Genomic DNA, 14,679 nt, shown 5'->3' with positions numbered 1-14,679 from the left:
CCTCTCCTCCCCCGAGCTACACCTGCAGGTCGGCTTCGATGCGCTTGAGGTAGTGGCGGGCCAAGGCGAGGTTCGCCCGCTCCCGGTCCAGCACCAGGTACAGGAACAGCGAGTTCCGGGAGGTGTTGATCAACCGGATCAGGTGGTACTGGCGGTGCAACGTGATCAGGATGTCCTCGATGGTGTCGTTGAGCGCGAGCGAGGACATCACCCGCAGCTTCGCCCGCACGACCTCCGTGTTGCCGGCCGCGGCGACCTCCAGGTCGAGCCACTCCCCGCCCCCGCTGGTGCCGAGTGACATCCCGCTTTCGTAGTCGACCAGCGCGACGCCGACAGCGCCGGCGATGGACATGGCTTCCTTGAGCGCGGTGTCGATGTTCATCATCATCCTGCAACCTTTCCGTTGAACTGCCTTGCTACGCGGCCAGGATCGTGCCGATCCGCTCGATGACGGGCCGGGACTCGAAGAGGAGGCGCCCGACGTTCAGGCCCTTGTCCCCCAGGACGACCATCAGCGCCAGCCGGCCCACGGCGTAGACGGCCATGTAGCCGTCGCTGCCGAACACGACGGTCTGGCTGAGCGTGCCCTTGCCCGTCATCTCGGCGGCCTGGCGCGCGATCCCGAGATCGGCCGCGGCGAGCGCGGAGATCTTCGCCGGGTCGATGTAGTCGGCCGCGTCGGCGATGATCGGTATCCCGTCGACCGCGGCGAGCACCGTGCCGGTCACCCCCGCCACGTTTTCCCGGAGCTTTCGCAGCTCGGCGGCCAGTGCGTCGAAGTCCAATTCCCTGTTCTTTCTTTCGGAATGACTGATCGGCCCGGACGGGCTCGGTCACTCCGGACGAAGTCATGAGCAAACCGGTGGCCGAAAAGATGATCAGCCGTTCGGGTTGCCCTGCCGCGGGGGACCCTACAGCCACCATCACTTCACGCCGGATGGCCACCCTTCGCCTTTACACGATCGGGTGAAGCGCGCAGTTTGCTGTAACCAAAGAGAGAATTCACCGACGGGAGCGATGTCCATTGATCACGCCGAAGGCGGCGTCGGTGTTCCGAATTTTCGGCGGGGCGTCTGAAATGCGCTTATGCCGCCGGAAGTGCCCGATCACGGTTGTATCTCTGCGTGACCGGGAGTTCACTTTCGCCCATTCGCCGCGCGGGGCGGCCGGCCACCTCAAGCCGCTTGGTGACCGGCGTCCAGTTCCGCGTGCAGGCGCTCGCGGTCGATCGCGTTCTCCCACTTGCCCACCACCAGCGTCGCGACGCAGTTGCCCGCGATGTTGGTGAACACGAACGCCGCCGACAGGACGCTGTGCACGCCCAGCACCAGCGCGATGCTGCTCACCGGGATCGTGTGGGTCGCGGTCAGGGTCAGCGCCAGGACCGCGATCGCGGAGCCGGACACGCCCGCGCCGCCCTTCGAGGTCAGCAGCAGCACCAGCAGCAGGCCCAGCTGCGCCTGCCAGCCCAGGTCGGTGCCGGTGGCCTGCGCCAGGAACACGCTCACCGCTGCGAAGTACAGGCACGTGCCGTCGTGGTTGAAGCTGTACGCCGTGGGCAGCACCAGCCCGACGACCGGCTCGTCGACGCCGAGCTTCTTCAGCTTCGCCGTCAGCTGCGGGAAGACGCTCTCCGACGAACTGGTGCCCAGCACCAGGATCAGCTCGGCGCGGAAGTAGCGCATCATCTTCAGGAGGCTGAAGCCGCCGTAGCGCGAGACCGGCCACAGGACCAGCACGAAGAACAGCACGACGATCAGGTAGAACACGCCGATCAGCTTGCCGAGTGGCAGGAGCGTGCCCAGGCCGTAGCGCGACACCGTGTAGGCGATCGCCCCGAAGGCCGCAATCGGCGCGATCCGCATGACCTTGCGGATGATCCAGAACAGCGCCTGCTGGACGTGGCCGACGAAGTCCAGCACCGGCTGGGCCTTCTCGCCCAGCGACGCCAGCCCGCACGCGAACAGCACCGAGAACACCAGTACCTGCAGGATCTCGCCCTCGGCGAAGGCCTGCACCGCCGACGTCGGCACGAGGCTGACCAGGAAGTCGTCGAACCCCTCCGACTTGGCCGGCGCGGTGGCGGTACCGCTCGCGTGCAGCGTGGCCGGGTCGATGTGCATGCCGGCGCCGGGCTTGAGCACGTTGACCACGACCAGGCCGATCACCAGCGCGATCGTGGTGATCACCTCGAAGTACACGAGCGCCTTGACCGCGATGCGGCCGACCTTGCCGAGGTCCCGCACGCTGGTGATGCCGTGGGTGACCGTGCAGAAGATGATCAGGCCGACCACCATCTGGATCAGGTGGATGAAGATGGTGCCGAGGAACTGGAAGTGGTGGCCGACCGAGGGCGCGAGCGCCCCGACCAGCACCCCCGCGGCGACCCCGACGAGGACCTGGAACGCCAGGTCGCGGTAGAAGGGCTTGCGGGCGCGCGCGGGGGCGCCCGTGGAGAGGGTTTCGCTCATCGTCTTTCCGGTTTCTCCGTTGAATGTCCGGCTCGGTTCAGCCCGCTTCGACGCCCAGCACGTCCCGGGCGGGCGCGAACACCTCGTCCACGTCGAGCCTTCGCGGCAGCAGGTCCTGCTCCAGGCAGGCGTCGATGATGATCTCCAGCGGGCGGCGCAGCCGTTCGAAGCCGAACAGCGTCGGGCTCGGGGTTCCCGCCGGCCGGGCCACCGTGGCGTCCGCGCGGCGCAGCAGGTCGTAGGCCTCGCGGACGGCGCCGGGATCGCGGCGGGCGACCGACGCCCCGGCGACGACCATGTGGTTGACCGGCATGAATCCGCTGCGCTGCCACCATTGCGTGTCGCGGGCGACGGCGTCGGGGACGACCGGGACGAACTCGTCACCCTCGGGCAGGTCGTTGCCGAGGATCGTCGCGTCGATCCGGCCCTCGCGCAGCAGATCGACCAGCGCCGTGTCGCCGATGCCGTGCTCGACGAAGGGCGGGTCCTGGTATTCGCGCACGTGCGCGCCGTCGCGGGTGATCCAGTGGATGTCCTGGGGCGCGAGCCCGAAGTCCTCCGCGAGGTGGGCGCGGACCCACATGCCGGTGGTCTGCGCGTAGGCGCGCACCCCGACGCGCCGGCCGGCCAGCTCTTGCGGCGCCACCGGCCGCGAAGCGTGCGCGATCAGGCAGGCGCGCTGGAAGCGTGCGGCGACCACGACCGGCAGCAGGACCACCGGGCGGCCGTGGGCGATCGCCTGCAGCGCCGTGACGACGGCCAGCTCGGACAGGTCGTAGGCCTCGTCGCGCACCATCGGCGCGAAGGCCTTGTGCACCGGCTTGACGGTCTGGAAGTCCAGCCGCACCGAAGAGCTGACGACGTCGCCGTTCTTCAGCGGCGCGGTGTGCGGGTAGTCGGCGAGGACGGTGCGCAGGTCAGGCACGGCGGCCGCCCGCGACGGCGACGGCCGGGTAGAACTTCGCGGCCGTGCCGCCGAAGACCTGCTCCTGGTCCACTTCGGACAGACTGGCCACCGCTTCCCGTGCCTCCGCCAGGATATTCGCCGGAGTCCCTTCCGCGGCCGGGAAGTTGGAGCCCCAGGCGATGCGGCCGGCGCCGTACGCGCCGACCAGCTCGGCGAGGAAGTCCGCCGGGGTCGACGCCCCGGCCGCCGACGCGGCCAGCGCGCGGTGCGTGAGCTTGAGGTGGACGCCGGGGAACCCGGCCATCTCGAACAAGGCCCGCGCGGCCCGGAAGGGCTTGCCGTCGGACAGGTCGGGGCGCGCGCAGTGGTCCAGCAGTACCCGCACCCCCGGGAAGCGTTCGAGCAGCCGCCGCAGCGCGGGCAGGCCCTGGATCGTCATCTGCAGGCACACCGGGATGTCCTGCTCTTCGGCGTGGGCCCAGGCGGGGAAGGAGTCCTCGTGCCCGAGCCAGTCGCCCTGGCCGGGCATCGTCGTCCCGGTCGTGAACAGGCGAAAGCCGGACAGGCCCTCGCCCTGCCAGTGCCGGATGCGCGCCACGGCGTCAGGGGCGAGCGCGTCGATCGAGTACACGCCGGCGAACCGGTCGGGGTGCGCGCGCACCGCCTCGGCCACGTAACGGTTGTCGTGTCCGTACACAGTGGACGCCTGCACGACGACGGCCTTGGCGATGCCGGCCTGGTCGAGCGCCCGTACCAGGCCGTCGATGTCGACCGGGTGGGCGAGCGACCACTCGGACCGGCGGCCACCGATCGGGTCCGGCGGGTAGCGGCCGGTGTCCGGCGAGATGACGTGGGTGTGCGTGTCGATGACGTCCATGGGCTCTCCTGGGCTCGCGAACCGGGCGGAAGACGCCGGCGGAACGCGGGGAAGCCTACAGCGATCGTTAACAATTTTGTTCTCGATAGTCAGCACAATCTGGGGTGCGGTCGTGGCGATGATTTGCGCCCCGATGTCAGCGCCACTTTTCGCGCAGCGGTTGTGGTCCAAGTCACTCGACCACGTCGCGACGCCGACTCGGCCAAATCCGGCGAAAACCCCGCGGTGGTGCAAAAACCGAGCGGCCGGGACGACGTCCGCGATGGTCGCGTCCGCCGTCCCGGCCCGAGGCCCGCTAGGACGCGTAGCCGTCGTGGAGGCGGAACTTCGTGATGTGGGCTTGCCGGCCGAGGGGCGTGAGGTCGAGGTAGCTGTAGGTGGTGACGAGCGGGTCGAGACCGCGTTCGTAGGTCGAGTACGTGTGGTGGACGTCGTCGCCGTCGCGGAAGAAGACGCTCAGGCCCTGCCACTCGCCCTCGGCGTACCAGGGCGTGCCCTTGTCGATCAGCGTGGCCTTGTCCTTGTAGTTGTACTCGACCGGCGCGACGGACTCGTCGGTGGTGACGTGGTAGTCGTAGTTGAAGTCGCTGCCGAGGGACGAATACCACGGGACGCTCCAGCCCATGCGCTCCCGGAACGCCGTCAGCTTCCCGATCGGCGCGCGGGACACGAGCGCGACCGTGGTGTCGAGCGCGTGCAGGTGCTCTTCGTGGGCGATGTTGTCCACCAGGAGCGAGCAGCTGTTGTGGCCTTCGGTGTCGTCCGGGCCGAACATGAAGTGGTAGACGACGAGCTGGCGGCGGCCCTCGAACAGATCGAGGAGCCGCACCTTTCCACCGGGCCCTTCGAAGACGTAGTCCTCGTCCACCTTGACCATGGGCAGCTCGCGACGGCGCGCGCTGAGCGCGTCCCGCCGCAGGGTCACCTCCTTCTCCTGCGCGAGGAGTTCCTTGCGGGCCGTCAGCCACTCTTCCCGCGATACGACGCGGGGCAGGTTCACCATCGGTTGTTCTCCGGATCCGGTTCGGGCACGCCGGGTGCGTGCCTCCCCGGACCGACAAGGCGCGGGGCCGGAATGCATCGGCTCAGGCCAGCAGCGCGCACAGCAGGGCCATCCCCCAGCCCATGACCGCGTCGGCGGCCGGCCCCGCGGCGCGGACGCGGGCGGCCTGCCCGAGCCGGACCGTCCCGGCCGCCGCGAAGACCACGGCCAGGACCGCCGCCGGAGCCGGTGACGCACCCGCGGACATGACCAGCACCATCCAGACCATCGCGGCCGCCATCACGGCGTGGTAGCCGTCGTGGCCCCGCGCACCGGACACGAGCAGGCCCGTGAACCACACCGCGGCGAAGCCGAAGAGCAGGACCTGCGGCGCCGGCGCGAGGTCCATCGTCGCCGGCCAGGCCATCGCGATCATGCCGCCGCACAAGGCCAGGTGCAGGACGCCGCTGACGCGCTGGACGGCCGTGCCCGCGCGGAAGCCGCGGTAGAGGCAGAAGGCGCCGGCGGCGGCGAAGGCGACGGTGAAGATCCAGCGCAGGGCCGGTTCGGGAATCACGCCGGGTCCTTCCTGGTTGCGCTTCCGAGTGTCATGACCGGGTGGACAAGGCACCGACGGCGAACGAACCGGTGAATCCGGCGCCGCCCGGTTGTCCGAACCAGGTACGGACAGGAGAGGACCTGATGGCTGACGAAGACTTCTGGCGGCTGGCGGATCCGTACCGCCGCGAGCTGCTCGCCCACTGCTACCGCCTGCTGGGCTCGTTCCAGGACGCCGAAGACCTGGTGCAGGACACGCTGCTGCGCGCGTGGCAGGCCTACGACGGCTTCGAAGGGCGCGCGTCCCTGCGCACCTGGCTGTACCGGATCGCCACCAACTCCTGCCTGAACGTGCTCAAGAGCGCCCGGCGGCGGGTGCTGCCGTCCGGGCTCGGAGAGGGGACGGAGACGGCCGGGCCGCTGCCCCGGATCGACACGGTGTCGTGGCTGGAGCCGCTGCCGACGGCCGGGGACGACCCCGCTGACCTGGCCGCGCTGCGCGACAGCACGCGCTTGGCCGTCGTCGCGGCGTTCCAGCGGCTGCCGGCGCGGCAGCGGGCGGTGCTCATGCTCGTCGACGTCGCCGCGTTCCGCGTGTCGGAGGCGGCCGAGACGCTGGGCATGACGACCACGGCGGCGCGCAGCGCGTTGCAGCGCGCCCGGGCGACGCTGGCCGCCGACCAGCCGGTCCAGGACGAGGTCGCCCCGGACCCGGGACTCGACGACGAAGTCCTGCGCCGTTACCTGAAGGCGTTCGAGGACGCGGACACCGCGGGCCTGGCGGCGCTGCTGCGCTCGGACGTCGAGTACCAGATGCCGCCGATCGCGGTGTGGTTCCGCGGCCGGGACGCGGTCCTGGAGCACCACACCCGCCGGATCTTCGCGTCACCACGGCGGGCCCTGCCGACCGGCGCCAACGGTTTTCCGGCGGTGGGCAGCTACAGCCGGCGGGCGGACGGTTCGTTCGCCGGCCACGGGATCCACGTCCTGGAGGCCGAAGACGGCGTCATCAGCCGGATGGTGGTGTTCCTGGACGAGAAGCTCTTCCCGGCGTTCGGGCTGCCGGAGACGTTGCCGGGCTGACCCCCGAGCCGGGGCGCCGCCTGGGTGCGGCGGCGCCCCGGTCCGGCGCCTAGGCGACGCTCCGCACGGCCAGGCCGAGGACGTCCACCCGGGTGGCGGTGCGGCTGCCCGGCTCGGTCCGGGGCTCCAGCCCTCGCCGGAACTCGGCGAACGCGGGGAGCCGGTCCAGCTTCCCGCCCGCGTTCTCGGCGACGACGTGCACGAAGGTCACCCCGTCTTCGTGCTGGAAGGCCGCGTACTGGATGCCCTCCTCCCGGGCGGCGTCCCGGAGCACGGCTTCGACGAGGCGGCGGTTCTCCGCGGCCGCTTCCGGGCGGGTCCGGTACTGGATGATCATGGCGCTCATCGGGTTCTCCCTGTTCTGCGGGCAGTTCAGGGAGGTGGACAACCCGGCGGCCCCGGCTGCACCGGTGTCGTCCCGGCTGCCGGCGCATTCGCCCCGGACCAGCTGCAAGAGCCGACTGGAGCCCCGTCCGGCCGTGCCGATGCACGCCCGTTCGCGGGCCTCCGGACGCCTCGCATCCGTTGAAAGACAACAAGACTTCGAACATACGTCAGCTGACGGATGTCTGAGACAGCCGCGTCACGAAGCATTGTTCTACGGGGCCCCACGCTCCGGACCTCGACGCCGAGGAGGAGCGATGACGCGTGCTACCACGAGCGTTTCCACCGCTGTGATCTTCGTCTTGGCCATCAACCTCCGCCCGGCCGTCACCAGCCTGGGCGCGGCCCTCCCGGACATCCCGGTCGCCCGGGACCTCATCGCCGCGGTGCTCGTCGCGTTGCCCCTGTGGGCGATCGGGCTCGGTGGCTGGGGGACGCCGTGGCTGTGTGCCCGGGTGGGGACGCACCGGACCGTGACCGTGGCCCTCGGCGGGCTGGTGCTGTCGCTGGCCGGGCGGGTCGTCGGGGGCTCGGTGCCGCTGCTGATCGGGACGGCGCTCGCGTGCCTGTCCATCGCCGTGCTCGGCACCATGCTGCCGATGCTGGCCAAGGGGTCCGCCGCCTTCACCCTCGGGCTCGGGCTCGGCAGCACGGCCGGCGCGCTGGTCACGCCCACCGCCGTCATGTCGTCGTCGTGGCGGCTCGCCCTCGGCCTGTGGGCGATCGTGGCGCTGCTGGCCCACCAGGTGTGGCGGCGCACCCCCGGCGAGTTCGGGGCGCCACCGGCCGCCTCCGGGTCGACGTCGGCGTCGGCCTTGACCATCCACTTCGGACTCATCTCGACGGTGACGTTCCTGGTCATGGGCTGGCTCCCCGGCATCCTGCGCGACGCGGGGGTCCCGCCGACGACCGCGGGCGCGTGCCTGGCGTTGTCGATGGCCATGGGGCTGCCCATGATGTGGCTGGTGCCGGGCTGGACGCGCCGGTGGAGCAACCAGACCCTGCTGGTCGTCGTCCTGGCCGCCCCCAACCTCATCGGCGTGACCGGCCTGCTCGTCGCGCCGGCGGCCGCGCCCTGGCTGTGGGCCGGGGCCACCGGCCTCGGCATGGGGTCGCTCGCGTTCGTCCTGACGACGATCTCGTTGCGCAGCCGGGACAGCTCGCTCTCGCTGTCCGCCGTGGTCCAGGGCGTGGGGTACGTCATCGCCGGCTTCGGCGTGCTGGCCTGCGGCTGGCTGCACACGCAGTCCGGTACGTGGCGAACCCCGCTGCTGCTGGTGCTCGCGATCCTGGCCGGCCAGATCCTCAGCGGGCACGCCGCGGTGTCGCGCGGGACATCGATGCTGCCGGTCTCGCGGGCGTTCACCCTGCGCCGCCCGAGGAACGCTCCGGAGGTCGGGGTCTGACGGAACCCGGGAAGCTCAGCCCAGCGCCGACTGGTGGCGGGCGGCTTCCCGGGCGATGTCGATCCGCGAATGCACGCCGAGCTTGGTCAGGATGTGCGAAACGTGCGTGCTGACCGTGCGCGGGGACAAGTAGAGGCGGGCCGCGATCTGCGGGTTCGACAGGCCTTCGACGACGAGCGCGGCGATCCGGCCCTCGGTCGGGGTGAGGCTGTCCCAGCCGTGCGTGGCCTGGCGGTGCTTCACCGACGGGCCGCGCCGGATGCCGAACGCCCGGAACATGGCGCGCAGCCTCGCCACGTCCCACTGCGCGTCCAGCTTCGCGTAGAGGTCGATGGCGTGGGTGAAGGCGGCCCGCGCCGAACCGCGGTCTTCGGCCCGGGCTTCGGCGAACATGACCGCGGCCGCTTCCAGCGCTTTGGCCTGGGCGAGCGGCCGGCCCGCGTCGCAGTAGCCTTCGGCCGCACGCAACAACATCGTGGCGTCCTGCTCGAGCAGGCCGCGGCAGAACAGGGCCAGCGCCTGGTGGTGCGGAACGGTGGACTCGGCGGCGAGCGCGCGCACCCGGGCCTCGATCTCCACCACGGTCCGCGCGTCGCCGATCATCGCGGCGAGCCGGGCCGCGTCCCCCAGCAGGTCCTCCGCCGCGTCTTCGCCGGCCAGCACGTCGGTCAGCACGGCGAGCGCCCGGTCCGGCGCGCCGGCGTGCTCGAGGGCGAGACTGCGGGCCCGGATCATCGGATCCACGATCCGGTCGCCGATGCGTTCCGAGTACGGCGCCGCGACGTCGAGGTGCCGGCGGGCCGCGGCCGCCTCACCGCGGTGGAAGTGGATGATCGCAGCGACGCCGTGGTCGCAGCACACCACGCTCGGGTCCTTGCGCTCGTCCGGGACGACGTCGACCTCGGCCAGGGCGTCGTCCCACCGGCCCGCGCGCAGCATCACCCGCCCGAGCGCGCTCTGAGCCTGGCTCAGCCGCATCACGCTGCCGGTGCGGTCGGCCAGTTCACGTGCCCGCCCGGCGGCGGCGAGCGCGTCGGTGTGGCGGTCGATCGCGCCGTAGGTGACCGACTGGTTGATGCGCAGCAGCAGGGTGAGGTCGATCAGCTCGGGGTCGCCCCGCACGATGGCCAGCGCGCGCTCGAACAGCGGCAGCGCGCCGTCCCACTCACCCCGCATCATCAAGACCAGGCTCGACACGTGCAGCGCCCACCCGGTCGCCCAGCGATCTTCGGCCGGGCCGAGCTCCACCAGCGCCTTGGCGGCGACCCGGCCCGCGGTGTCGACCTCGCCGAGGTCGAGGTGCGTACGCGCGATGAGCACCAGCATCCGCGCCCGGTGCCGGGCCTGCAGACCCGGCCGGACCAAGGCGTCGTTCAGCGCGGCGAGGGACTCGGCGGAGCGGCCGGTCGCTCCGCGGCACTGCACGACCGTCGTGTGCAGGGCGACGTGCACGTCGGGATCGCGGACGCGATCCAGGGCGCGGCAGGCGATCCGCTCGGCCTGCGCCACGTTGCCCACCCGGTAGTACGCGTCGGCCAGCCGGCAGGCCAGCGCGCCCGTCACGGCGTCGTCGAGCGGCGCGTCCCGCACCGCCCGCCGCAGGAGCGCGACGGCGACCACGGGTGCCTGGCCGGTCAACGGCGCGGCCACGTCGAGCAACCACCGCACGGCCCAGGCGGGCACCGGCACCCGGGTGTCCGTTGTGGACACCATGGGCAGCAGCTGCCGCGCGACCCGCTCCACCGGGGCGCTCGCCTCGGCCAGCGCCCACGCGGCGCCCTGGTGCCAGGCGATCCGGACCGACGTCGGCATCTCGTCGTACAACGCCTCGCGGATCAGCGGGTGCCGGAACGCCAGGTCGTCACCGGCCGACATCAGCACCCCGGCGGTGCAGGCCTCGTCGAGGGCGGGCAGCAGGTCGGCGAGCGGGGTGTTCGTCACGGTCACGAGGTCCGCGACCGAGAAGCCGACCCCGAGCAGCGCCGCGGACCGCAGCACGCCCAGCGCCGGCTCCGTGAGGAAGCCCAGCCGGTCCGCGATCGCCTCCGGCAGGGAGTCCGGCGTGGCCGCGCCGGTCAGCTCCGCGACGCCCGCGGTGTCGACCTCCAGGCAGGAGCTCCTGGTCAGCGCGTCGAGGAGTTCGGTGAGGTACAACGGGTTCCCGGCGGCGCCGTCGGCCAGCCGCGCCAGTTTGGCGCCCGGTCTGCCGCCGGCCAGCGCGGCCACCAGCTCGGCCACCGCCGGTTCCCCCAGCCGGCCCAGCCGCAGCCGCTCGGCGGGCTTGACGATCCGGAAGAGCGACCGCAGGTCGTCGCGGCGCGGCACCGGGCGCAGCACGCCGATCAGGAGCAGCGGGAGCTGCCGGACCGAGCGGGCGAGCCGGCTCCACACCGCCACCGTCGTGCGATCGGCCCACTGCAGCTCGTCGACGACCAGCACCACCGGCCCGTCCTGGCTGAGCTGGTCCACCAGCGCGATCAGCTGCTCGGCGGCCGCGGCGGCGAGGTCGGCACCCATGCCGGTGACCGCTCCGCCCCCCAGCAGCTCGGAGATGGCGTCACGACGGGGATCCCGCGTGGCCGGCGTGATCTCCAGGGCATCCAGGAGCGGGAGCAGCGGCAGCGCCTGCCCGAGCTCGTCACCGGCACCCCAGTACACCTGGCAGCCCGCGTCGGCGGCGGCGGCGCAGCCGGCCCGGACCAGCGCGGACTTGCCGATGCCCGGCTCGCCGTCCACCAGCACGGCGCGACCGCGACCCGTGGCCACGTCACGGATCCAGGTAGCCAGCCGGGACAGCTCACCGTCTCGGCCGACCAGGAGCTCGGTACCGTCCGTGAGCGGTCGCACACAGAGATAGTAGAATGAATTCGGTTTCCCAACAAGAGGTATGGTGGAGCCAACCGGATCGTCGACCGCGCGCCGGCTGGGATTCCCGGCCGGTAAACCTCCATTTCGACAATTTTCCGATTCGTGATCCCACCGTGATTCCCCCGCCCCGCGCCGGTGGATCTCCGGCCGCCGGAGGAACGGTGCGGGCGCATCGCCGGTGGCGAGTGCGACGCCGGATCCCGTCGGCGCGGCCCGCCCGGAAAGAACCGGGCGGAACCCCCAACCCGCCGATGAAACCGCTGGTGGACACGGACTTCATCCTCGCAGCCGTCGCCCGGACGGCTTCCCGGCCGTGACCGTTCCGAGACCGCGGGATAGGCCATTCGAGGATTTCGACACGGGGTGGCCACCCTCTTGCCCACCGCCGCACGGATGACCTTCGCGAATACCTCCGAGATCCCCGAACGCCCGTAGCGGCGACGAAACCGCGGCTGCCGGTAGACGGCCGGTTTCGACAGAGAGAATTTGCGGTGCTCGCCGTTGTTTTCCGCTTCGCCGACGCCCTCGGGGCCACGTTTTCCGCACTTCTCCGCCCGGTCGCCGGACGGGCGTCGGCGACCCGGCAACAGCGGCAGTTCGTCACTCTGAGTGAGCGCCGAGCTCGTGACTCTCCGCACTCACCGCGGCGCGGGCCGGGCCGCGGTGGCACGTCTCCGACCCGGGCGCAGCGCCCTCGAATTCGCGATCCTGATCTTCCCCTCCCCGGGAAATCGGTGCCGCACCCCCTTTCGACCGCGCCGATTCGTAGCACCCTTCGCGGCCCGGTGGTCAACGACAAGATCGTCGATCAAGTATTCACGCCGCCATTACGGTGAAATCCCACTTTCGGCCCGGACCACACATTGTCAAGCGATGTGAGGGTGCCTACAGTGGCCTGCCTGACGCCGGGGAATTATTTACGCGCCTTCCCTGGATTCGGTACATCAACCAACATCTCCGTCTAGGAGCAGGTCTTGTTTGGAATCGCCAGGAGCAGTGGCGGTGTTCGTGCTCGCCACGCCGCGCTGGCCCTCGCGGCTGTCACGGCCGTCACGGTCGTCACCAGCTGCGGCGCACTCGGTTTGAACGATCCGGCCGCCTCATCGAGCGGCGGCGGCCTGGAAAAGCCGACGCTGAAGGTCTCGATCCTGCCCACCACGGACCTCGGGCCGTTCTGGCTGGCCCAGGACGGCGGCTACTTCCAGGCCGAGGGCCTCACCGTCGAGTCCGTCGTCGCCGCCAGCGGCCAGGCTTCGCTGACGAAGTCGATCTCGGGCGAAGCCGACATCGCGTTTTCGACTTATCCCCCGTTCTTCACCGCGAAGAGCACCGGCGCCGCCGACATGCAGCTGATCGCCGACGCGACGTCGGTCAACGCGAAGTCCAATGCGATCGTCACGGTTCCGAATTCGCCGGTGAAAACAATCTTCGATCTGGACGGCAAGAAGATCGCCATCACGGCGAAGAACACCGCGTCGGATCTTCTCACCCGTTCGGTGATGCAAGATCACGGCGTGGGTTTCAGCAAGGTGAAATGGGTGCTGATCCCGCTGCCGAACATCGCCGCGGCGCTGCAGCAGGGTGAGGCGGACGCCGCGTACCTGCCGGAGCCGTACATCACGCAGGCCGCCAAGACGGCCGGCGCGATTCCCGTGATCGACATCAACACCGGGGCGACCCAGGACTTCCCGCTGACCGGTTACGGCGCGACGAAGAAATGGGTGCGGGACAACCCGAAGACGCTGGCCGCGTTCCAGCGCGCGATGCAGAAGGCCACCCACGAGGCCTTGAACGACCGCGCCAAGGTCGAGCCGCTGCTGGTGCGCTTCGCCAAGATCGACGAGGACACGGCCAAGCTGCTCACCTTGCCGGGCTACGGCTCGACGCTGGACTCGCGGCGCCTGCAACGCGTGCCGGACCTGTTGCTGCAGCTCGGCGCCATCCCGTCTCCGATCGACGTGAACTCGATGATCGGACCGCAGGCGGGCAGATGACCCGGCGCCGGATCTCCCGGTGACCCCGCGGGGACCTCGGCCGAAAGGACGAGGTCCCCGGTACCTTCGGCCGAGGCGCCGGCCACCCCCGCTCCCCTAGCTTGATCATCGACCGGGAGCGAGGGAGGCACCATGAAGTCGCGCACCAAACGGTTCGGCGTCGTCGCGGTCGCGGCCGGGGCCGCGGTGGTGGCGGTCGGGGCCACCGTGATCGCCACGGCCGCCGACCCCGTCGCGCCGGAAGTCATCAGCGCGACGGCGGCCGAGGCCGGGCACGAGAACCAGGGCAAGTACACCGCCGGGGACTACGTGCTGAACGTGCACGAACTGAACGACGACGGCGAAGGCATGGGCACGACCATCGGCCCGCACACCGCGTACTACTCGAAGGTCCTGCACGGCAACGGATCCTGGACGCCGACCGTCGTCAAGTTCTCCGTCGGCCGGGACAGCGACGCGCCGATCGTGTTCGCCTACCCGGTCCCCGGGCCGGGCCGGGGCGTCGACTGCGTCGCGTCCGGTACCGAGGCCGCGCCGCGCGTCCGGTGCGAGACCAAGGTCAGTAGCCGAGGGCCGCGGTGACCTCGACCAGCCGGGCGACGCGGCGGGCGGTCGTGAGCGGGAAACAGTGTTCCAACCCCGTTTCCCACTCACGACCGGCCTGGGTCACATGTTCTCCGCGCCCGCCTTCACCGCCTCGCGGATCCGGGCGTACGTGCCGCAGCGGCAGATGTTGCGGATCTCGTCCAGGTCCGCGTCCGTGATCTCCCGGCCCGCCGCCGTGGCCTGGCGGACCTTGGCCACCGCCGCCATGATCTGGCCCGGCTGGCAGTAGCCGCACTGGGCGACGTCCAGCTCCAGCCACGCCTCCTGCATCGGGTGGAGGTCCTTGCCCACCGTCGCGGGCAGGCCTTCGATCGTCGTGATCTCGTCGCTCTCCTTGATGTCGGCCACGCGCACCGAGCAGGGGTTGAACGCCTTGCCGTTGATGTGGCTGGTGCACGCCTTGCAGACGTCCAGCCCGCAGCCGTACTTCGGGCCTTTGATGCCCAGCAGGTCGCGCAGGACCCACAGCAGCCGGAGGTCGTCGTCGGCGTCGACGGTGACCACGCGGCCGTTGACCTTCAGGGTGTGTTGCGGCACGGCGTG

Annotated in this window: 14 protein-coding genes; 4 read left to right on the top strand and 10 right to left on the bottom strand. The window is 70.9% G+C overall.

Annotated features, from left to right (window positions below):
• Positions 1–16 precede the first annotated feature (16 nt).
• The 7 genes from AB0N03_RS35640 to AB0N03_RS35610 form a co-directional block, all read right to left on the bottom strand.
• Positions 17–382, bottom strand: a complete 366-nt coding sequence (locus tag AB0N03_RS35640) for a hypothetical protein (RefSeq protein WP_364381382.1) — start codon at positions 380–382, stop codon at positions 17–19.
• A gap of 34 nt (positions 383–416) precedes the next feature.
• Positions 417–785, bottom strand: coding sequence for a roadblock/LC7 domain-containing protein (locus tag AB0N03_RS35635; RefSeq protein ID WP_364381306.1), 369 nt, complete (start codon positions 783–785; stop codon positions 417–419).
• Positions 786–1,175: 390 nt separating this feature from the next.
• A complete protein-coding gene (gene dctA / locus AB0N03_RS35630) occupies positions 1,176–2,471 on the bottom strand; it encodes a C4-dicarboxylate transporter DctA (protein ID WP_364381303.1) in 1,296 nt (431 codons plus the stop codon).
• A gap of 37 nt (positions 2,472–2,508) precedes the next feature.
• Positions 2,509–3,396: a hypothetical protein gene (locus AB0N03_RS35625; protein WP_364381301.1), complete on the bottom strand. Its 888-nt coding sequence runs from the start codon at positions 3,394–3,396 to the stop codon at positions 2,509–2,511.
• The gene (locus tag AB0N03_RS35620) at positions 3,389–4,255 is read right to left on the bottom strand and encodes an amidohydrolase family protein (protein ID WP_364381298.1); all 867 of its coding nucleotides are present in this window, start codon (positions 4,253–4,255) and stop codon (positions 3,389–3,391) included. Before AB0N03_RS35620 ends, AB0N03_RS35625 begins: the two co-directional genes overlap by 8 nt.
• Before the next feature lie 295 nt (positions 4,256–4,550).
• Complete coding sequence (locus tag AB0N03_RS35615; RefSeq protein ID WP_364381295.1) at positions 4,551–5,258, bottom strand: DUF899 domain-containing protein; 708 nt, start codon at positions 5,256–5,258, stop codon at positions 4,551–4,553.
• A gap of 82 nt (positions 5,259–5,340) precedes the next feature.
• Positions 5,341–5,814 carry a DUF5134 domain-containing protein gene (locus AB0N03_RS35610; RefSeq protein WP_364381292.1) on the bottom strand — a complete coding sequence of 158 codons (474 nt, stop codon included), beginning with the start codon at positions 5,812–5,814 and terminating at the stop codon, positions 5,341–5,343.
• 41 nt (positions 5,815–5,855) lie between these two features.
• Here AB0N03_RS35610 and AB0N03_RS35605 point away from each other — a divergent pair, with 41 nt between their 5' ends.
• Positions 5,856–6,878, top strand: coding sequence for an RNA polymerase subunit sigma-70 (locus tag AB0N03_RS35605; RefSeq protein WP_364381289.1), 1,023 nt, complete (start codon positions 5,856–5,858; stop codon positions 6,876–6,878).
• A 49-nt stretch (positions 6,879–6,927) separates the two neighbouring features.
• Here AB0N03_RS35605 and AB0N03_RS35600 read toward each other — a convergent pair whose 3' ends face one another.
• A complete protein-coding gene (locus tag AB0N03_RS35600) occupies positions 6,928–7,224 on the bottom strand; it encodes a hypothetical protein (protein ID WP_364381287.1) in 297 nt (98 codons plus the stop codon).
• Between the two features lie 295 nt (positions 7,225–7,519).
• On the opposite strand from AB0N03_RS35600, the gene AB0N03_RS35595 reads away from it, so the two are divergent.
• Positions 7,520–8,668 carry an MFS transporter gene (locus AB0N03_RS35595; RefSeq protein WP_364381284.1) on the top strand — a complete coding sequence of 383 codons (1,149 nt, stop codon included), beginning with the start codon at positions 7,520–7,522 and terminating at the stop codon, positions 8,666–8,668.
• A gap of 15 nt (positions 8,669–8,683) precedes the next feature.
• On the opposite strand, the gene AB0N03_RS35590 is transcribed toward AB0N03_RS35595, so the two are convergent.
• Positions 8,684–11,515, bottom strand: coding sequence for an AAA family ATPase (locus AB0N03_RS35590; protein WP_364381281.1), 2,832 nt, complete (start codon positions 11,513–11,515; stop codon positions 8,684–8,686).
• Between the two features lie 995 nt (positions 11,516–12,510).
• Here AB0N03_RS35590 and AB0N03_RS35585 point away from each other — a divergent pair.
• The gene (locus AB0N03_RS35585) at positions 12,511–13,530 is read left to right on the top strand and encodes an ABC transporter substrate-binding protein (protein ID WP_364381278.1); all 1,020 of its coding nucleotides are present in this window, start codon (positions 12,511–12,513) and stop codon (positions 13,528–13,530) included.
• Positions 13,531–13,662: 132 nt separating this feature from the next.
• On the top strand, positions 13,663–14,112 hold the full coding sequence (locus AB0N03_RS35580; RefSeq protein WP_364381275.1) for a hypothetical protein: 450 nt from the start codon (positions 13,663–13,665) through the stop codon (positions 14,110–14,112).
• 84 nt (positions 14,113–14,196) lie between these two features.
• Here AB0N03_RS35580 and AB0N03_RS35575 read toward each other — a convergent pair whose 3' ends face one another.
• A complete protein-coding gene (locus tag AB0N03_RS35575; RefSeq protein WP_364381273.1) occupies positions 14,197–14,673 on the bottom strand; it encodes a (2Fe-2S)-binding protein in 477 nt (158 codons plus the stop codon).
• Positions 14,674–14,679: the final 6 nt, after the last annotated feature.

The organism is Amycolatopsis sp. NPDC051061 (genome assembly GCF_040682935.1).
Classification (GTDB): domain Bacteria; phylum Actinomycetota; class Actinomycetes; order Mycobacteriales; family Pseudonocardiaceae; genus Amycolatopsis.
The sequence above is the reverse complement of the archived record's forward strand: the minus strand, read 5'-3'. Positions and strand labels throughout refer to the sequence as shown.